Consider the following 19,584-nt stretch of genomic DNA (forward strand, 5'->3'; position numbering starts at 1 on the left):
CGAACAAGGAGGCAAACCGGACGCATAGCCAAAGCTATGTGGAGGATCGAGGGCGCAGTGCGGGCAAAAAAGATGCGCCAAGATGACGACGCTGAATTTATCAGCGCTTCCCTAGCCATAGCGTATGTGTTCATAGCCTAACAAAAACCGCCGACAACGTCAAGTGTTCTCGTCCGGTGGCAGCTCGTCATAGTCGAACATCTCCGCCTCCTCGTCCGCCGTCGGCTCGTACACCTCATAGGGCGCGTCCTCCTCCACCGCCGCTGCGGCGACTTTCGGCGGTACGGGTGACTGCGGCGGCGTGGAACGCTTTGCCGACGCGGCAATCTCCTCCACGCGTGCGCCGTCACCCGCGATCTTCAGCAGCTCCGCGACGGGCGCGGGGTACGCCGGCTCCTGCGGCACGGATGCCGCAGGAGGAATCTCCTCCTCGCCGCCCGTGCAGACGACGCGCAGCGGACGGCCTGCCAGCTCTGACATGACCTCCTCAAAGACGGCGCGGTGCCGCTTCATAATGTAGTCGCGTGCCATATCCGTTGCAGGGCGGACAAAGAAGTGCGTCTCGGTCGCCCCCTCGTAGTCTGCGCCCGAGAGCAGGGACGCTGCGAGCTTGTTCCGCTCTTTGAGCCGTGCCTCAAACTTCTTCCACAGTGCGCCGTCGAGCTGACGCGGCGCACTCGATCGAGGTGCGTCCGCATTCCCGCTCTTTGCGAGCCGCTTCGGTGCCGCGCTTTTTTGCGCGGGCTGCGCCGTCGGTTTCGACACAGCAGTAGCAGCATTTGCCGCTCCGCTTCCCACTGTGGCAGTCTGCTCCGCTCCGCCCGCCGCAAGCTGCGCTGCGAGGCGGCGCACCTCCTCCTCAAGCCGTGCAATCCGCGCCGTATCGGCAGGATGGGAAACGACCGCAGCCCCCTCTGCCGACACAGCCTCCGACGGGCGGCACAGCCCGATCAGCATCGCCTCCACCGCAATGCGCGGCTGCGGAGCAAAGCGGATCTCCTGCATTGTCTCGTTTAGCGTCCGCAGGATGGACATGATTTCATCCTGCGGAAAGCGCGCCGCCGCATCCTTCAACACTGTCGCCTGTGCATCCGCCAGCTCCGTCGCAGAGAATGCGCCGCCCACGCCCACGATCATCAGGCTGCGGAAATACTGCGCGAGCTCTGCAAGAATCTGCTTCAGCTCACGCCCGTTTTGCAGGAGCTCCCCGAGCTGTTCGATCAGGGGTGCCGCCGAGCGATCCGCAATGTGCAGTGCCATCTTTTCGATCCACGCGCGTCCGACGAGTCCGAGCACCTCCTGTACGCGCTCCGCCGTAAGCGCCCCCTCCGCGAGTGCGGTACACTGGTCGAGAATCGAGAGCGCGTCACGCATACCGCCATCTGCCTGCACCGCGATGATTCCGAGCGCATCCGCATCCGCCGCGATGCCCGACTCCTGACAGACGTGAATGAGGCGGTCGCGGATCTCCGTCACCGTAATGCGGTGGAAGTCATACCGCTGACAGCGCGACTGGATCGTCGCGGGTACCTTGTGCGGCTCCGTCGTCGCAAGGATAAAAAGCACCTGCGGAGGCGGCTCCTCGAGCGTCTTGAGGAGTGCGTTGAACGCCTCCGTCGTCAGCATATGAACTTCGTCGATAATGTAGATCTTGTAGTGCCCTACCGTCGGTGCAAACTTCACCGACTCGCGCAGGTCGCGGATCTCGTCGATGCCGCGGTTCGATGCCGCGTCGATCTCAAACACGTCCATCGACGAGCCGTCACTGATGCTGCGGCAGGAGTCACACACACCGCACGGCGTGAGCGTCGGCCCCTCGACGCAGTTGAGCGCACGCGCGAGAATCTTCGCCATGCTCGTCTTGCCCGTACCGCGCGGTCCTGTAAATAGGTAGGCATGGCTCGTCTGCCCCGCCGTCACTGCGCGTGCAAGCGTGCGGCTGATGTGCTCCTGCCCCACGAGATCGGCGAACGTCTCCGGCCGCCAGCGGCGATAGAGCGCAACATAGGACATGACGAAACCTCCCAACAACAAAAAACAGCCCCATCGGGCTGCTCCAAATTCACGCGATTTCTCCCACGGCAGGCCACAGCCCCCAGGCACCCTCACGGCACATGAGACGATCCGCTTACCGCTGCTTCCTTCCGGACCTGACGGGGTTCACAGGGCCCCATTGCGCGAGACCAAGGCACTGCAGCCCGCCCTGAGAAAAATCAATAAAAATGGCGGAGAGTGAGAGATTCGAACTCTCGGTACGGTATCACCGCACACACGCTTTCCAGGCGTGCTCCTTCAACCACTCGGACAACTCTCCACTGTGCTCTCAAAAAAGCTATTCACTTCTGCAACGCTTGCTAGTCTAGCACGAGAACCGCGCCGTTGTCAAGGAAAAAATAATGGAGAACCGCCGCAGCGGCTCTCCATCATATTCACTATGCAAGGACACGCGAAAGACGTACCAGCTCGGGGTCGAGCGTCTTCGTATTGTTGACCGCCTCAAAGAGATTCACGCCCACGACCTGTCCCTCGTTGAAGCTGAAGATCACATCGCTGACCCCCGAGATAATCGCAAGTGCCGCCTTTTCGCCGAGCATCGATGCCTTGATGCGATCCTCTACCGTCGGCGAGCCGCCGCGCTGGATGTGACCGAGCACCGAGACGCGCGTGTCAATCTCCGTCTTTTCGCGGATGATCTTGCCGATCTCCACCGCCGAGCCCGCGCCCTCCGCAACCACAATGATGCTGTACCGCTTGCCCGCCTCATACATCTCCTTCAGATCGCAGCTGATCTCCTCCAGATCGTACGCCACCTCGGGCACGAGGATGTACTCCGCACCGCCCGCAACACCCGACATCATCGCGAGCCAGCCCGAGTGCCGCCCCATCACCTCGACGAGAATGATGCGGCGATGTGCCGATGCCGTGTCGCGCAGCTTGTTGATCGCGTCCACGATCGTATTGCACGCCGTATCGCAGCCAATCGTATAGTCCATACCCCAGACATCGTTGTCGATCGTGCCGGGCAGACCGACGATCGGCATTCCCGTCTCTTTACTGAGCAGCGAGCCACCCGTAAGCGAGCCGTCGCCACCAATGATGACCAGCCCCTCGATGCCGTGCTTGCGCAGATTCTCAAATGCCGTCCTGCGCCCCTCGGGCGTCATGAACGATTTGCTGCGCGCCGTACCGAGGAACGTACCGCCGCGCTGGATCAGATCGCTGACGCTGCGCGTCGTGAGCTTTTCAATATCATCGTGCACCATGCCGCTGTAGCCGTTATGGATGCCGTAGACCTCGACCCCTTCATAGATGGCAGTGCGCACCACTGCACGCGCCGCAGCATTCATGCCCGGACTGTCGCCGCCCGAAGTGACGACCGCGATTGCCTTTTTCAGCATAAAAACATCCCCCGTCCCTAGAGAATCACTGACAAGTACAGCAACCCCCATGCCACGCTTATGCGAATCACTATCTGTCCTATATTTTACGAAAGCACACGCGAAAAGTAAAGTCTTTCACAGAAAATAATATCTGCAACCCCTATAGACAATGAAAACAAAAAGAGATTGGACACCTCACACGAGGAAATCCAATCTCTCTTTTTGTTGTCTACATTCGCTTTAGACTATGCTCAGAACGCCCACTTGACGGAGACACCACCCGTAACGCCCTTGCGCTTGCCCTGCCATCCATTGAGGTTCAGGTCGTAGCTCAGGCGGCTGCCCTGCGGCGCGAACCGATAGCCCAGTTCGAGCAGTGCACTGCCGCCCTTGAGTGACGGGCTCGGTGCGCTGTCGCCCTGCGAGGTCGCACGCGCATCGCCGTCGAACTCATACTCCCATGCAAGCCCTGCGTAGAACTGACTGAGTGCCGTCATGCCGTGCGTATAGCGTGTACCGAGGCGCAGACGATGCGAGTTCACCGCGTCGAAGTCGAATGTCTCGCCGCTGCTCAGATGTGCGCTCGTACCTGCCGTGTGCGCATACGCGTAGCGCACATACACACCGACGGTATCGTTTTCACTCACATGGAGGTCTTTGCCTGCACCGACCTGCACACCATAGTAGGTGCTTGTCGTATCGTAGTTTGCAAACCCTGTGTAGTCGCTCTTCGTCCTGCCGACGCGCAGCGAGCCGTCAACCCAGTGGCTGTTCGTCTCAATCTTTGCCATCACGCCCGCACCGAGGAAGCTGGTCTTGCCGCTGCCGTGCGTGCCGTCGTCGAGGTAGGAGTCATAGCTGCCGCGTCCATACTCGATGAATGGGCCAAATGTGAGCGTCCCCGCCTGCACAGCGTTCTCACGCGCCCAACCGACACCGAGGTTCCAGCCCTTCATATCGACATAGGAGCCGGTCTCGTGGCGGAGCGAACCGCCGCCCATGCCTACCCAGATGCCGTAGGGAGCACTGCCGCTCTGTGCCGCCGCACGCGCCTCCTTCTTCGCCGCATCCATGCCCGGTCCCGCCGTGAAGTCTGCGCCGTCGTTCAGGAGCGCACTCGCGCCCGCACGCGTCTCAACGATGGACTTGGACTGCTCGCCCATGCCCACCTTCGTCACCGTTGCGATGAGCTTATGTGCGTCATTCGGATCCTGCGTGATGTCAAACGTGTAGTTGCGCGATACGCCGTCCCTGCCCTCTGCCGTCACGCCGCTGCCGACGGTGATGTTATGTCCGCCGCCGGTCGTGTTCTCCATGAGCGTGAACGTGTCGCCCTTTTCGAGTTTCTGCGTTGCGCCGCTGCGATGAACGGCGAACTTCATCCCAGTGAGATTCTTATCGCCGCCGCTGACATTCGTCAGATTCAGCAGAGGATTTGCATTGCGCACAGGCGCACTCTCCATATCAAAATGGAGTCTCTGGACATTGGTGATGTCACCGACCGACGAGGAAGCACCCGAGCCGTAGGAAACGGCAAGCGTGTTGTCCACGCCGTTTGTCGTCGTACCGCCCTTGATCGTACCGGTGACCGCCGCATTGCGGAGACGGATCACGTTGTAGTTCGTCACTGCACCCTGACCGCCTGTGATATTGCCGGTAAAGGCAGCATTCGTGACATCGACCACGTTGTTCGATGCCTCGCCACTTGCGGAGTAGCCGCCGACAAGCGTTCCCTGTGCATTGGCGGTCACGTTCACCGTATTCGACACAGCCTTGCCGACATTCGTCCAACCGCCGTAGACGTTGGTATAGGTGCCGCCTGTGAGCGTGACCTCGTTTGTATGGCTGTCGTTCTTGTCCGTCGCCGTCCCATTTGCGCCAGTGGTATAGCCGCCGTAGACGGTCTTGCCGCTGCCGTCATTCACAGTAAACTTGTTGTCATGCGTGGAGTTGCCCGCCTTCGAGATACCGCCGTAGATATTGGTGGTACCACTAGTGACAGCAGTCGTTACACCTGCGAACTGATAGCCTTCGTAGGTGACTTTCTTAATCACGCCGCCATTTCTCTCGACGCCAATATTCTTTTCTGTCGTCGCGTCCGTCTCGGACTTCACCACGCTATCGGTCGCACCAAGCCCATTGATCGTAATTCCATTCGCATTTTCGAGCAGTGTAATACCGCCGTTTACTGTGCTGCCTGTCGCGTCGATCGCGCTCTTGTCAAGCGTCGTCGTACCAGTCGAGAGATTCAGCATGGTTGCTCCCGCAGCGACATTGCTCGCATCGAATTTCACCTTCTGGAAGCCTACAATGTTCTGCGCCGTGTTCGTGCCCTTGACATTCAGTGTATTACCCGTGCTGTTTGCCTGTGTACCTCCCGTGACCGCGCCCCCCACCGTCGCACCATGGAGGTTCACGGTGTTGTTGTTCGTCGTCGCGCCGTCGCCGCCCGTGACTGCGCCCGTATTCGCCTTGACGGTGACGGTGTTGCCCGACGCATCGCCCGCAGCCTTGCCGCCGACAACTGCGCCCGCGATGGATTTTTCAATCGTGACTTCGTTGCTCGTTGCATTGCCGCCCGGCACATCGGTAAAACCACCATAGACCGTGCCCGTGACATTCGTGACGGTAGAGCCAACTGTGATCTTGTTGGAGATGCTGTTCCCCTTCTCCGTCAGCGTCGTTCCCGTGCCGCTCGTCCAGCCGCCATAGGCGTTCCGATAGGTGACGGCATCGGAGACGGTGATCTCGTTCTCTGTGGTCGTATTGCCGAGGATCGAACGTCCGCCGAAGATGTCCTTGTATGTGCCGCCGTCATCCGTCGTCGGCGTGGTCGCACCCTTAAAGATATAGCTTTCGTAGGTGATCTTCTTGCTGTCTGTGGACTTCGCAAGGACGAGTTCCTTCGTATCCCCCTCCGTCTTGGCAACGCGATCCGGCCCCTCTGAGAGGGTAATCGTACCTGTGCCGGTATGCTGGATCAGCGTCCCCTTGAATCCGCGCTTGCCATTCACACGGAGATCGCCGAGACTCTTTATCGTCGTCTCGCCTGTGCCCGAGAGGCTCAGCATAGCAGCGGACTTATTTACATATTCGTTGAAATGGAAATTGATCGTCTCAAAGCTGTTGATGTTTGCAGCACCTGCATTATCGTAGACATTCAGCGTATTGCCCGTGCGATAATCCGCACCATAGGCCATGCCGCTACCGCCATTGATAACACCGTTGACCTGTCCTGCATAGTCACTTTTCCCATCGCCGAGATTGACCGTATTCCCTGTCGCGCTGCCGTTCAGCGCACGTCCACCGTCAATATTGCGTACCGTTCCCCCCGTAACAGTGACCGTGTTGCCTGTCGCGTTGCCATTCCTCGTGAGACCACCGAACACATCGCGTTTCGTGCCCCCCTCAATGAATACCTTGTTTTCCGTTACGTTTCCATTCGTTGAAAAACCGCCGTAGACATCGTGATTCGTTGCAGAACCGCCCTTGATATAGACCTTGTTGCCCGTTGCGGCTCCGGAGTCAGCAACACCGCCATAAACGTCGCCGTCCACCGTACCATTTGTGAGCGTAACCGTATTGTTCTCCGCTTTCCCAGTACCACCGGCTGAACCGCCATAGGTGGACTGCTGCACCGTACCGCCGTTGATGTCGACAAAGTTCCCCGTTGCATTGCCGCCGGTTGCCCCCACAGAGCCACCCGTCAGTGAGCCGGTAACCTTACCGCTGTTCAGCACTGCACGGTTGCCCGTCGCATTACCGCCCGACGAGACCGTCAAGCCGCCGAACATATTGCCCACCGTGTTGGTCGCCGCCGCTCCGTTGAACGTGATCGTGTTGCCAATGCTGTGGTTCTTCGCGTTCTCCCCCGTCGCTGTCGAGCCTGTGCCGCTCGTCCAGCCGCCGTAGACATTCTGCACACCATAGTTGCCGGTCAGCGTAATTTCATTATCCGTCGTTGTATTGCCGAGGATCGAACGACCGCCCCATGTGTCTGTCCCTTCGCTTTGCGTAGTGCGCGCTCCCTTGAACCGGTAGCCCTTATAGCCGATCTTGGTCGCTCCATCCTTGTCAATGATGGTTTCCGTCGTTTCTCCCGTCCGAGAGACCGCCGCAGTGTACGACTCAATGTCGATGCCATGCGCATTCTCGATCAGTGTGCCGGAACCGAGCAGTCCACCGTTCACATAGATTTGACTGAGTTTTTTAATCTTTGTTTTGCCCGAATCCGTCAGCTTGAGCAGCGGGTTGCTCGTATCCATGTGGGTATTGTAGTTGAAGTTAATCGTCTCGAAGTTCTTGATGTTATGGGCTACGGCATTTGCATTGACGTTCAGCGTGTTGTTCGAGACTTTGTTCAAATCATTGCTGTGACCGCCAAAAATCGTGCCATTGATCCGATAACCCGCTTTCAGAGCAGCCGTTCCGTCGCCAAGGTTGACCTTATTGCCGGACACTTCACCTGTCCCTTCCGTAGAGCCACCGTAGACCTCTGTCACGATGCCACCCTTGATGGTGACCTCGTTGCCCGTTACCTTTCCAGTTCCATCGGTGAATCCGCCGTAAACTTTTCCCGCAGTGCCAGTCTCAATGAACACTTTGTTCTCGACCACATCGCCATTGGCACCGCGTTCCGCCAAACCACCGTAAATTTCCCCATCTACCGCGTCGCCTTTGAGCGTCGCCGTATTCTCCTTGACGACTCCCGTTCCGGTTTTACGCGCCACGCCACCGACCATATCCTTTTCAAGCCGCGTGCCATTGAATACGGCATGGTTGCCCACGACGTTCCCGCCGCCATTTGCAGCGCCGCCATATATATCTCTGGCAGAGGAAACGAGCGGGTGTGTTGCCGGATCAACAAGCACCTTATTCCCCGTCACATTCCCCGTACCAAAGGTGATGCCTCCGTACAAAGACGTCAAATAACCCGGGAATGGACGCTCCTTGAATGTCAGCGTATTGTTCGTGACATTGCCGCTATCTCCTTCTACGCCAATATAACCTGCCGCCGAGCCGATGCTAATGCCGCCAGGCTCGACAACATTATTCGACGGCGCATGTGTATTGTCGATCAGTACATCATTCCCCGTCACATCCGCCGCCGACACATTCTGTGCAGACGAAAGGAATCCGCCTCCACCGAGTGCAATTGCAACGAGCAGAGCCAGACGAGGTGATTTCATTTCTTTGAACAAATTGTTCGCCTCCTATCCGCGTTTTTCAACGCAATCCATAAACATCTATTTCTAATCTAGGACAATACCACCACATACTTTTCAAAAAGAAAATATCTATTGCATAAAAAATGCAATTATTTTTCAAGCAATTTACTCTTAAAGCAATTGCATATATGCTTATATTTTATTTTTCAAGATGCGTATTCAATGCTTCTGCGCGTGGAACTGCGCCTCGTCCCATCCCATGATGCCATGCTGGTCGGGCATGATGGAGGGATCGAATACGGGGTTCTTGCCCGCCGCCTTCTGCGTGAAATAGTCCGCAAGCGCGATGCGTGCAAGCGGTGCGAGGCGTGCGATGGCGTAGAGGTTCGTGAGACAGATCATCGCCATGAAGAGGTCGGCGAGATTCCACACGAGTCCAAATGCCGCCACACAGCCGAAGAATACCATTGCGACGACGGCAAGACGGTAGACGAAGAGCGCAGGCTTCGTGTTCTCCGTGATGAAGTGGATGTTGATCTCGCCGTAATAGTAGTTGCCGACGACGGAACTGAATGCAAAGAGGAAGATGAGCACCGCGAGCAGACTGGACGCCCACGGACCAAAGACGCTCGCAAGCGAGTCCTGTGCGAGTGCGATGCCCGTCGTATCGCCGCCAATCGTATACTGCCCCGTGAGGAGCACGATGAATGCCGTTGCCGAGCAGACAATCCACGTATCGACATAGACACCGAACGCCTGGACGAGCCCCTGCTTGACGGGGTGCGTGACGTTCGCCGTCGCCGCCGCATTGGGGATCGAGCCCTCGCCCGCCTCGTTTGAAAAGAGACCGCGCCGAATCCCCGTGAGAATCGCCGTGCCGATGCCGCCGCCGACTGCCGCCTGCGGGCTGAACGCGTCATGCAGGATCAGCGCAAACATCGCGGGTACCTGATCGATGTGGAGGACGATGATGATTGCTGCAATAAGGAGGTAGATGCCCGCCATCACGGGGACAAGCAGGGTTGAGAAATTTGCCACGCGATGAATCCCGCCGAAGATAACCGCCCCCGCAAGCACCGCAAGAACCACCCCCATCACCCACGTATCGATGCCGAACGCCTTCTCCATCGAAAGCGCAATCGTATTTGCCTGCACCGAGACATAGATCAGACCGAATGTGACCGAGATGAGCACGGCAAAGAGTTTTGCGACCGCCGGCTGTCCGAGTGCGTTCTGGATGTAGTACGCAGGTCCGCCGTGAAAGAGCCCGTGTCCACGCGGGATCTTGTAGATCTGCGCGAGTGTACTCTCGACAAACCCCGTCGCCGTCCCGATGAAGGCGATGACCCACATCCAGAACACCGCGCCGGGGCCGCCCGTCACAATGGCAATCGCAACGCCCGCGATATTGCCGACGCCGACACGCGAGGCGGTGCTGACACAGAACGCCTGAAACGAGGAGATCGCCTTGCGTCCGCTCGGGCGACGACCGAGGTCCCCTGCAAGCAGACGCACCATCTCGGGCAGTGCACGCAGCTGGACGAATCCGGTCGAGAACGTGAACCACAGACCGCAGCCCACGAGCACAACGATGATGATATACGTCCACAGAAAGTCGTTGACCGAGCCAACCACCGCGTTGAGAAAATCCATAAAATCACCCTTCCCAAAAGAATAGACTACATCATAATGGAAAGGACAAAGATTTGTCAAATTGCATTCCTGTATTCTTTCATAAGGAGAATCATTCAGGTACTTTTATATCCTGCTTCCTTTACTTCTCTCTAAAAAGAGTGTAAAATATGAGTAGTAGTAAGTTTCAGGGACAAGGGAAGCACCTTATCAGTGATTCCTAAAAAGCGGGGGACATGATATGCTGAAAAAGACAAAAATTATCTGCACACAGGGGCCGGCAACGGATCCCGAGGGAATTGTTGACGCGCTCATTGAGAACGGGATGAACTGCGCGCGCTTCAACTTCTCGCATGGCACACACGAGGAGCACCTCGTACGCATCAACAAGGTGCGCGCGGCGGCAGAGCGTTCGGGGAAGGTCATTTCGCTCATTCTCGACACAAAGGGCCCTGAGATGCGTCTCGGCGAGTTTGCAGGCGGCAAGGTACAGCTCGAGAAGGGCAAGCAGTTCACGCTGACCTACGAGGACACGCCGGGCGATGAGACGCACGTCAGTGTCAACCACAAGAACCTCTACAACGAGGTAAAGCCGGGCGACACGCTGCTCCTCTCGGACGGTCTCGTCGGTCTCGTGGTCGATGAGATTCGCGGCAAGGACATCGTGACGACGATCCAGAACTCAGGCCCGATGTCGACGCGCAAGCGCGTAGCAGCACCCGGCATCGAGCTGAGTCTGCCTGCGATCTCCGAGCAGGACGAGCGTGACATCATCTTCGGCATCCAGAACGATATGGACTTCGTTGCGGCATCCTTCATCCAGCGTCCGGCGGACGTGGAGGAGATCCGCCATCTGATCGCAAAGCACGGCGGTCACATGGAGATCATCCCGAAGATCGAAAATCTCGCGGGCGTCAACAATTTTGACGAAATCCTCGCGGTCTCGGACGGCATCATGGTTGCACGCGGCGACCTCGGCGTTGAGGTGCCGGCAGAGGACGTGCCCGTCATCCAGAAAGAGATCATCCGCAAGTGCAACGCGGTTGGCAAGCCCGTCATCGTCGCAACGCAGATGCTCGAATCCATGACAACGAATCCGCGCCCGACACGTGCGGAGGTCTCGGATGTCGGCAACGCGATCTTTGACGGCGCGGACGCGATTATGCTCTCGGGTGAGACAGCAAGCGGCGACTACCCTGTCGAGGCGGTCAAGACGATGAGCACGATTGCCCTGCGCATGGAGCAGTCGCTCGAGTACGACACGATCATCCGTGCACGCAGCATTCGCGAGCGTTCCTCCGTGACCGATGCCGTCTCGCACGCAACGGTGCAGCTCGCCTATGAGACGAGTGCGGCCGCGATCCTCACGCCGACCCAGTCCGGCTACACGACGCGCGTTGTGTCGAAGTACCGCCCGAAAGCGATGATCGTCGCCTACGCACCAAGCCCGATGATTGCGCGTCACATCAACCTGCGCTGGGGTGTCTACCCCATGCAGGGACGCAAGTGGACGAGCGTCGAGGACATGATCGAGTCCTGCACGCGCGGCGCACTCTCGCACGGCTACGTCAAGGAGGGCGACAAGGTCGTCATGGTCGCGGGCATGACCTACAACGAGGGCGGCTCCGTCGCCGTCCGCGTTACGACGATTCACTAAACGTAACTCAGAAATGACGAAAGGAAGCCGCTTGTTTGTGAAACGGCTTCCTTTTTTATGAAAAGGAGATTTTACAGTGGAAACGATTCACAGCGATAACGCCCCCGCCGCCCTCGGCCCGTACAGCCAAGCGATGCGCGTCGGCAACCTCGTCTATACCTCGGGACAGATCGGCATCGACCCCGCCGCAGGAAAGATCACCTCGGATACCGTCGAGGGACAGGCGGCACAGGTCTGCGCGAACCTCAGAGCCGTCCTTGCCGCCGCCGGTACCGACCTCACGCGTGTCGTCAAGACCACCTGCTTCCTCGCGGACATGGGTGACTTCGCCGCATTCAACGAGGTCTACGCACGCCACTTCACAGGGAAACCCGCCCGCTCCTGCGTCGCCGCAAAGGCACTGCCCGCAGGAGCTCTCTGCGAGATCGAAGTGATTGCAGAGGGTTGAGGAAGCACCAATAATTCAGCCCATCGTCTCGGCACATCTTTTCGTCCGCTCTTTGCCGACAGGACGAAAAATCTGCATGAATTCGAAGCTCTATTTTATCGACGATTCCTTGAGATAACAAGTGCTAAAGGCGCGATTGCATGATGCAGATCAGACTTCATGCGATCGCGCCTTGTTCGCGTGCGAAAGAATCACTTCACTTCTTCGTAAAGCTCTCTGATTACTTGCAAAACCTCTCCTTTGCTTATATTTCCCAGTCCAAACTGTTTGAAATTGATCTCCTCGTTTTTCATTACGTTACAAAAGTAATCTATATCCGTGTAAATCTCTGTTGGAACAGGTTTAGTAATATCAGGCTGCACATAGGAAATCAAACGAAGCACATCGTTCTTGTGTTTGCTTATGTCATTACGATGCACATCTTCCCCCCGTGACATTCTCTCACGATTATCAAGCCATGCCTTGATCTTAAATGCAATGAGATATGGAATGTCCAAGACGGGAACCCCCACAGCAGAAGAAATGATCCCTGATCGCAGGAACTCATAGTATACATCATTCAGCAGAATGGCAGACAGACTGGATATGTCATCATCGACGTGAATCGGAGTCAAATGCATATTCGTTCTTGACATAATGTAATCCGGCTGTCGTGAGAACAACTCGATGATCTTAGGATATTGGTCAGACTTTTGGTTCATAAAACGATGGTATTGCGGTGTTTTATCCGATCTGCACCACGTCTCATACACCGCCTCACGAATAAACGCCCAGAACGTCTCCCCGAAATTCGATGTCATCGCTTCGACGATCAAGACCATATCGAGATCCTTTGTTGCACGGAAATCACCGCCCTGCTCGTGAATAAGCAAGTCACACGCAGTTCCCCCAATGATGACATACTGTTCTCTAACCGTGCGAAAATGTTGCTCAAATGTCAAAAGTCCCGGAATCATACCGTCCCTCCCAAACATCGTCCAACATCTCCTCGATTGCCTGATCGACTCGCTCACCCATATTCTCCCGCAGGGACAGTGCAAGTGACAGCGGGTCTACACAGCCGTCTCTGCTAAGGATATGAGGAGCATATCGCCACAGCTCCACACGCACCTGACGCTCCTCATCAACGAGTTCCTGCTGCAGCTCAATCGGACAATCTCTACGATAAATAGCATAGGTCTCACACGAGGGCGGATTCAGCCAACTGTATTCTGATAGCGCCGACTCACCTGCAATGAAGAACTCAGGTGTCAGCTCCGTACGATCTGCATACCCGACGGAGTGTACTGGAGAACGCAAAAACGAATGTGCCCGCTCGAACAGGACATCTGGCTCATCAGCTCTACGCAAGATAACACGAAAGCCTTCTTTATGGCGACAAAAGAGTTTCGACTCCACCAACTGTTTCGCAACACGGCTCATCGTCATCGCCGAAAAAGGGAGCTGGTCAGACAGTACTGCTTGAGGAACTCCCTGTGCAGAAACGTATAAACAGTAAAAAAACGTGATCTGCGTCGCCAGAAGAAAGTGCTGTACAGGCTGCAAACGCTTCCCCGGCACCATGTAGGTACCGATAAAAGGCAAATAGTTCATTTTCCCCCTGACAATAAAGGGAATTTTATATTTTATCAGTGCGCCTCTGCGCGACTCGGATATACGATCAAATACGAGCACAACAGGAAGCTGAGCGAACAACTCTACCTGTGCTATATGCTTTCTTAGTGTGGTTACACTGACGAGGGCACTCTCCGGCTCGATTAAAATACAAGGGAATGATTCGATCTCAGCGCGATAAAATTGATAATTCGCACGTAGAAATAACGGCAGTTTCTTATCCTTTTTCCACGAAGCATAGCGCATCTCCAACCCCAATTCTTCTCGCAGCACAATCTCTCCCCCTTTCCCTTTTAACTCTTTTTTTCTATTTTAACTTTTTTAGTGTTAAAAGTCAATTTTTAATGTTATACGTTTGATTGAAGGAACCACAAAAGCCCCGCACCACAAAGTGGCGCGGGGCACAGTACAATACATTGTAAGCAACAGCTTACCCCTTCACCATCGGTTCGATCTTCTCCTCCGCCATGAAGCGGCTGAGCTTCTGCACGCTCGCCATGAGATCACGATAGTTCTCGGGGGTAAGCGACTGCGGGCCGTCAGAGAGTGCTCGTGCGGGGTTCGGATGCACCTCGATGATGAGCCCGTCCGCGCCCGCCGCGATGGAGGCAAGCGACATCGGCTTGATCATGCGCCACTTGCCCGTGCCGTGGCTCGGGTCGGCGATGATCGGCAGATGTGAGAGATGCTTGATCGCCGCAATCGCACTGATGTCAAACGTGTTGCGCGTGTATGTCTCATAGGTACGAATGCCACGCTCGCAGAGAATGACGTCCGGGTTGCCCTCGTTCATGATGTACTCGGCGGCATTCAGCCACTCGTCGATGGTTGCGGCAAGTCCGCGCTTGAGCATGACGGGCTTGCCCGCACGCCCGACCGCACGCAGGAGGCCGAAGTTCTGCATATTGCGCGCGCCAATCTGGAGGATGTCAGCATAGGCGGCGACCGTATCCACTGCCTCGACCACCGTGACCTCGGTCACAACAGCGAGCCCTGTCTTTTCGCGCGCCTCGGCGAGGTATTTCAGCCCCTCCTCCTCAAGCCCCTGGAATGCGTAGGGCGAGGTGCGCGGCTTGTACGCGCCTCCGCGGATGAACTGTGCGCCGCCCGCCTTGATGATCTCCGCCGTCGCGAGCAGCTGCTCACGCGACTCGACGGCGCAGGGTCCCGCCATGACAACGGGCGTACCGTCGCCGATCTTCACACCGCGCACGTCGATCACCGTCGGTGCGGGATGGAACTCGCGGCTCGCGAGCTTGTAGCTCTTGGAGATAGCAACGGTCGTCTCAACGCCGTGCATCGCATCAATTGGAGTCGCCGCGAGCTTCGTCTTGTCTCCGATGACACCGACGATTTTCTGCCGTGCGCCCTCCATGACCTTCGCCTCGAGCCCCTGCTCCTCAATGGCGCGGATGACGTTTTCAATATCCTCCTGCGAGGCATCCGAGTTCATAATAACTACCATTTATATCGCTCCTTACTATTCATTGCGTGCCGTGTGTACGGGGAAAATGCCGAGCACCTTCAGCCAGATGCTCTTCTCTCCGACGGCATCGATGGCATCTCGTATGGAATCTGCATCGCTGTGTGCGTCGAGGTCAAAAAAGAACAGATACGCGCCGAGTTCCGTCCGCGCAGGGCGTGACTCAATGCGCGTGAGGTTCACCGCGCGATGTGCAAATTCGCCAAGCACATCGTAGAGTGCGCCCGCACGTGCGCCGTCAATCTGACAGACGAGAAGGACGGTATCCGCAGACGCTACGGGCAGCATGGTCGCCCCATCACGCACAACCTCAAAGAAGCGCGTGCAGTTCGATCCGCGATCCTCGATCTTGCCCGCGATCTCCACCAGACCGTTCAGCACACCCGCACGGCGCGTACAGATCGCCGCAGCCCCCGCTTCCACAGGAGATGCCCCGACAATCTCCGCCGCGCGCGCCGTGCTCGCTGTCTTGATGATCTCCGCCTGTGGGCAGTGCCGCAGGAGGAAGTCGCGGCACTGTGCGATGGGCTGCGCATGTGAGTAGACCACGCGGATCTCAGCATCCTTTGCGCGCGCCATCAGATAGTTGTGTACGGGCCAGATTACCTCGCGCCGCACGCGTAGCGTATCCGAGCGTGCAAGCGCATCGAGTGTCACCGCGATGGCCCCCTCAAGCGAATTCTCCACGGGCACGAACGCAGCATCTACCACGCCCATCTCCACCGCGTGCAAGCACTCGCCGATGTCGCCGAAGCATACCATCTCACAGTCAAGGCTCTGCCACTCCATGAGATAGCGTGCCGCCGCCTCGCTGTGCGTCCCCACAGGACCGAGCACGCCCATTTTCTGTCTCACACACATTCCTCCCCATAGGAAGCCCCGCCTCCTATAGTCATCTACTATACTATATGCGCGGCGTGTTGACAAGGGCAATGGGAAACACTTTCATTTCAGGTGCATTTCACTTGTTCTACACCTGTGCTATAATAGAAATGATTTCACAACCATACGAAGGGAGCAGCTATGTCGCCAAAGGAGTATCTTGCCATCGTTCACTGTATCGCCGGGCTCAAGGAGCGCACGCGTCACGCGTGGATGAAGTCGGGACGGCAGGAAAGTGTTGCCGAGCACAGCTGGCGGATGGCACTGATGGCGTACTTTCTGCGCGATGAATTCCCCACCGTCGATCTCACGCGCGTCCTCCTCATGGCACTCCTGCACGATGCAGGCGAGGTCTTTACAGGCGACATCCCGACATTTGAAAAGACGGATGCCGACCGCACACGCGAACACGAACTGCGCGACAAGTGGATTGACGCGCTCCCCGCACCCTATGCGGCGGAGGTACGCTCCCTTTTTGCTGAAATGGACGCGATGGAGACCGAGGAAGCGAAAATCGTCAAGGCACTCGACCGCATGGAGGCAGTCATCACGCACAACGAGGGCAATCCCCACACATGGCTTCCGCTCGAATACGATCTGCAGCGCACCTACGGTGTGAAGGAGGCAGCATTTACGCCCGTACTCAAAGAGCTGCGTGCGGAGGTCAACCGCGAGGTCGACGAAGTGATTGCAGGGCTGAATAAGGAGACTGAAACATGAAAACGAACTACGGCAACTGGATCTCGACCCCGATGATGAAAACCCTCGCAGCAATCGCGGGGGGACTCTACGTGCTCACCGCGCTCTATGCACTCATATATGACCGCGTGACCGCGCCCTTCTTCATTCTCGCCATCCTCTCCTTCGTCGCGACCGTTGTCGTCCTCTATATGTACTACTGCCGCCGCGTCTTCGACTTCGATGGCGGCGGGCTTATGCGGCGGATTCATGCCTATCTGCTCGATCAGCTGCCGTGGGACGGGCGCGGCAGTGTGCTCGAAGTCGGCTGTGGCTCGGGTGCGCTCAGCATTGCAACGGCAAAGCGCCATCCGGCTGCAAAGGTACACGGCATCGACTACTGGCCGCCGATGTGGAACTACGGACAGGCACAGTGCGAGGCAAACGCCGCCGCCGAGGGTGTCGCAGATCGCTGCACATTTCAGCACGGCGACGCAGCAAAACTCGACTTCACCGACAATCACTTCGATGCCGTCATCAGCAATTTTGTCTTTCACGAAGTACGCACGCAGAAGGACAAGTTCATGCTCGTCGAGGAGGCTCTGCGCGTGTTGAAAAAGGGCGGCGCGTTCGCTCTGCACGACACCTTCGGGAACAAGGATATGTACGGCAACATGGATGAGTTCGTCGCCTACCTGCGAGAGAAGGGCATCGCCGACATCTCCTATCTCCCGAACACCGAGCGAAACATCCCCATGCCGCCGCCTGTGTGCTTCATGATGCGCGGCATCGGCATGCTCTACGGGACGAAGTAAAGGAAGCACTGATAAATTCAGCCCTATCATCTTGGTGCATCTTTTTCGCCCTCTCTGCGTCGACAAATCCTCCACATAGCCTCTGCTATGCGTCCGGTTTGTCTCCTTGACAGGACAAAAAATCTACACCAATCTGACGGACTTCATTTTATCAGTGATTCCTAAAGAAAGGAAAATGTCCGTGTTCTGCAAAAATCTCTCTGCCATACTTGCCGCTGCCGCCTTTCTCTGTGCCGCCCCCGCATATGCGGCACAGACCGAACCCGCGCCGAACATCCCGCGCCCCGCATTTCCCGCCACGATTCCACAGGGGATGACCGTGGATGCAAAACTTGCCGCAGGGCTGCACTTCGCCGCACCGACAGCGAACCTCGACATCCTCCCAATGCCCACCGCAGAGCCGACAGAAATCACCATCATGGGCGAGGCAGCGGCGACCGAGGAGCAGATGCTCGCCTACCTCCTGCGCCGCAATCCGAAGCCGAAGCTCACGGGCACGCCCGAGGAACTCGTCCATGCCTACTACGAGGAGGCGGAGCATGAGGGCGTGCGTGCCGATCTCGCGCTCGCGCAGGCGTTCAAGGAAACGGGCTTCTTTGCATACGGCGGCGATGTCGACTGGAAACAAAATAATTTCTGCGGTCTTGGTGCAACCGGAAACGGTGCAAAGGGACTCTCCTTCCCCAACATCCGCACGGGAGCGCGTGCCCATATCCAGCACCTCCTTGCCTACAGCCGCAAAGAACAGCCGCGCAGCCCTCTCGCCGACCCGCGCTACGACCTCATCCGCACGAACCGCCCCGACATCTACGGACAGCTCACACGCTGGACACAGCTCAACGGTGTCTGGGCAGTTCCCGGCAAGAACTACGGGCAGGAGATCATCGTCATCCGCGACCGTGCACGTCAGCCCGACGGCTCCGATGCCGCCCTGCGTGCCGCGAACGCGCACATTATGCAGGCGGGTGATGCCGAGGGCTACATCTATCGCGGGCTCGTCTATCTGCATCGCGCAGGCTATGCCGAGGCACTTGCCGACTTTACCGCCGCGCAAAAACGCAACACGAAGCGCAGCGAGCCCTACCTCGGCATCGCACTCGCCCATACGGGCGCAGGAAACGTCAAAGAGGCTCGCCGCGCCTACGAAGTCTATCTGAAAGTCGCCCCCGACGATGCCGCCGCCCTCCACAACTACGGGCTCACCCTCCTCGCCGAGAACAACCCTGCGAAGGCGGTTGCTCCGCTGCGCGACGCCATCCGTCGCGCCCCACAGAACGCGGACAGCTACCCTGCCCTCGCCGTCGCCCTCATCCACACAAAGGACTACGCGGGCGCATGGAACACACTCGTCGACGGTGCCACCATCGCCCCCGCAAACACCGACATCCTCATCAACCAGATCCTCCTGCAGGCGTGTCTGAGAGACACAGGTGACAAGAAGCACAAGAAAAAATAACGCCTCTTACGGAAGGAAGAACATTATGGTAGAGACTCAGAGACTATATAAACTAATAGATGAAAATGGTGAAGCGTATCTTTCCCCCGAAAAAGGAACGCTCGGCGGCAACGGAAAAGACAAAATCTATGGTCGCATGGACTGCCCGTCGGCCAATGCAACACTGGATGGGAAATATGGAGAAGTGTATATCCAGCACCGCGTTTTTTTCAAAGATGAAGCCACTGCCATCGCTGCCGGTTTTCGTCCCTGCGGAAACTGCATGAAAGAGCATTACAGGCTCTGGAAAGAAGGAAAAATCATTCCTGGCAATCTTGGGAAGCACTGATAAATTCAGCCACGCCATCTTGACGTATCTTTTTTGCCCGCAC

14 protein-coding genes, 1 tRNA gene and 1 other RNA gene are annotated in these 19,584 nt (G+C 57.2%); 6 read left to right on the forward strand and 10 right to left on the reverse strand.

Going from position 1 to position 19,584, the window contains the following annotated elements:
- Positions 1 to 159: 159 nt before the first annotated feature.
- From dnaX to ACO6BQ_RS07475, 6 genes are all read right to left on the reverse strand, one after another.
- Entirely contained in the window at positions 160 to 2,013 is a 1,854-nt protein-coding gene (gene dnaX / locus ACO6BQ_RS07450; protein ID WP_489120245.1) for a DNA polymerase III subunit gamma/tau, read from the reverse strand.
- Positions 2,014 to 2,090: 77 nt separating this feature from the next.
- Positions 2,091 to 2,190, reverse strand: an RNA gene (gene ffs / locus ACO6BQ_RS07455) — signal recognition particle sRNA small type.
- Between the two features lie 33 nt (positions 2,191 to 2,223).
- Positions 2,224 to 2,314: transfer RNA gene (locus ACO6BQ_RS07460), tRNA-Ser, on the reverse strand.
- A 118-nt stretch (positions 2,315 to 2,432) separates the two neighbouring features.
- The gene (pfkA, locus tag ACO6BQ_RS07465; protein ID WP_489120246.1) at positions 2,433 to 3,398 is read right to left on the reverse strand and encodes a 6-phosphofructokinase; all 966 of its coding nucleotides are present in this window, start codon (positions 3,396 to 3,398) and stop codon (positions 2,433 to 2,435) included.
- 233 nt (positions 3,399 to 3,631) lie between these two features.
- Positions 3,632 to 8,581: an autotransporter subunit beta gene (locus ACO6BQ_RS07470; protein ID WP_489120247.1), complete on the reverse strand. Its 4,950-nt coding sequence runs from the start codon at positions 8,579 to 8,581 to the stop codon at positions 3,632 to 3,634.
- 186 nt (positions 8,582 to 8,767) lie between these two features.
- Complete coding sequence (locus ACO6BQ_RS07475) at positions 8,768 to 10,201, reverse strand: alanine/glycine:cation symporter family protein (protein WP_489120248.1); 1,434 nt, start codon at positions 10,199 to 10,201, stop codon at positions 8,768 to 8,770.
- Between the two features lie 220 nt (positions 10,202 to 10,421).
- Here ACO6BQ_RS07475 and pyk point away from each other — a divergent pair, with 220 nt between their 5' ends.
- Positions 10,422 to 11,837 carry a pyruvate kinase gene (pyk, locus tag ACO6BQ_RS07480; RefSeq protein WP_489120249.1) on the forward strand — a complete coding sequence of 472 codons (1,416 nt, stop codon included), beginning with the start codon at positions 10,422 to 10,424 and terminating at the stop codon, positions 11,835 to 11,837.
- A gap of 76 nt (positions 11,838 to 11,913) precedes the next feature.
- Positions 11,914 to 12,285, forward strand: a complete 372-nt coding sequence (locus ACO6BQ_RS07485) for a RidA family protein (protein WP_489120250.1) — start codon at positions 11,914 to 11,916, stop codon at positions 12,283 to 12,285.
- A 191-nt stretch (positions 12,286 to 12,476) separates the two neighbouring features.
- Here ACO6BQ_RS07485 and ACO6BQ_RS07490 read toward each other — a convergent pair whose 3' ends face one another.
- The 4 genes from ACO6BQ_RS07490 to pheA all read right to left on the reverse strand — a co-directional run bounded on the left by ACO6BQ_RS07490 (position 12,477) and on the right by pheA (position 16,237).
- Positions 12,477 to 13,241, reverse strand: coding sequence for a nucleotidyl transferase AbiEii/AbiGii toxin family protein (locus tag ACO6BQ_RS07490; protein ID WP_489120251.1), 765 nt, complete (start codon positions 13,239 to 13,241; stop codon positions 12,477 to 12,479).
- Positions 13,216 to 14,172: a hypothetical protein gene (locus ACO6BQ_RS07495; RefSeq protein ID WP_489120252.1), complete on the reverse strand. Its 957-nt coding sequence runs from the start codon at positions 14,170 to 14,172 to the stop codon at positions 13,216 to 13,218. Before ACO6BQ_RS07495 ends, ACO6BQ_RS07490 begins: the two co-directional genes overlap by 26 nt.
- A 157-nt stretch (positions 14,173 to 14,329) precedes the next feature.
- Positions 14,330 to 15,364, reverse strand: coding sequence for a 3-deoxy-7-phosphoheptulonate synthase (gene aroF, locus ACO6BQ_RS07500; protein ID WP_489120253.1), 1,035 nt, complete (start codon positions 15,362 to 15,364; stop codon positions 14,330 to 14,332).
- Positions 15,365 to 15,379: 15 nt separating this feature from the next.
- A complete protein-coding gene (gene pheA, locus ACO6BQ_RS07505) occupies positions 15,380 to 16,237 on the reverse strand; it encodes a prephenate dehydratase (RefSeq protein ID WP_489120254.1) in 858 nt (285 codons plus the stop codon).
- Between the two features lie 168 nt (positions 16,238 to 16,405).
- Here pheA and ACO6BQ_RS07510 point away from each other — a divergent pair, with 168 nt between their 5' ends.
- From ACO6BQ_RS07510 to ACO6BQ_RS07525, 4 genes are all read left to right on the forward strand, one after another.
- Positions 16,406 to 16,984, forward strand: a complete 579-nt coding sequence (locus ACO6BQ_RS07510) for an HD domain-containing protein (RefSeq protein WP_489120255.1) — start codon at positions 16,406 to 16,408, stop codon at positions 16,982 to 16,984.
- Positions 16,981 to 17,757, forward strand: coding sequence for a class I SAM-dependent methyltransferase (locus ACO6BQ_RS07515; RefSeq protein ID WP_489120256.1), 777 nt, complete (start codon positions 16,981 to 16,983; stop codon positions 17,755 to 17,757). The genes ACO6BQ_RS07510 and ACO6BQ_RS07515 overlap by 4 nt, the downstream gene beginning before the upstream one ends.
- A 175-nt stretch (positions 17,758 to 17,932) precedes the next feature.
- Positions 17,933 to 19,213, forward strand: coding sequence for a glucosaminidase domain-containing protein (locus ACO6BQ_RS07520; RefSeq protein ID WP_489120257.1), 1,281 nt, complete (start codon positions 17,933 to 17,935; stop codon positions 19,211 to 19,213).
- A gap of 25 nt (positions 19,214 to 19,238) precedes the next feature.
- Complete coding sequence (locus ACO6BQ_RS07525) at positions 19,239 to 19,541, forward strand: Ada metal-binding domain-containing protein (RefSeq protein WP_489120258.1); 303 nt, start codon at positions 19,239 to 19,241, stop codon at positions 19,539 to 19,541.
- Positions 19,542 to 19,584: the final 43 nt, after the last annotated feature.

It is taken from the genome of Centipeda sp. (in: firmicutes), assembly GCF_057271695.1.

Bases quoted from the DNA above. Each gene is read 5' to 3' on its own strand.
- ACO6BQ_RS07510 (WP_489120255.1), top strand. From the start codon at position 16,406: ATGTCGCCAAAGGAGTATCTTGCCATCGTTCACTGTATCGCCGGGCTC.
- ACO6BQ_RS07515 (WP_489120256.1), top strand. From the start codon at position 16,981: ATGAAAACGAACTACGGCAACTGGATCTCGACCCCGATGATGAAAACC.
- aroF (WP_489120253.1), bottom strand. From the start codon at position 15,364: ATGGTAGTTATTATGAACTCGGATGCCTCGCAGGAGGATATTGAAAAC.
- ACO6BQ_RS07525 (WP_489120258.1), top strand. From the start codon at position 19,239: ATGGTAGAGACTCAGAGACTATATAAACTAATAGATGAAAATGGTGAA.
- ACO6BQ_RS07520 (WP_489120257.1), top strand. From the start codon at position 17,933: ATGTCCGTGTTCTGCAAAAATCTCTCTGCCATACTTGCCGCTGCCGCC.
- ACO6BQ_RS07490 (WP_489120251.1), bottom strand. From the start codon at position 13,241: ATGATTCCGGGACTTTTGACATTTGAGCAACATTTTCGCACGGTTAGA.
- ACO6BQ_RS07475 (WP_489120248.1), bottom strand. From the start codon at position 10,201: ATGGATTTTCTCAACGCGGTGGTTGGCTCGGTCAACGACTTTCTGTGG.
- pyk (WP_489120249.1), top strand. From the start codon at position 10,422: ATGCTGAAAAAGACAAAAATTATCTGCACACAGGGGCCGGCAACGGAT.
- pfkA (WP_489120246.1), bottom strand. From the start codon at position 3,398: ATGCTGAAAAAGGCAATCGCGGTCGTCACTTCGGGCGGCGACAGTCCG.
- dnaX (WP_489120245.1), bottom strand. From the start codon at position 2,013: ATGTCCTATGTTGCGCTCTATCGCCGCTGGCGGCCGGAGACGTTCGCC.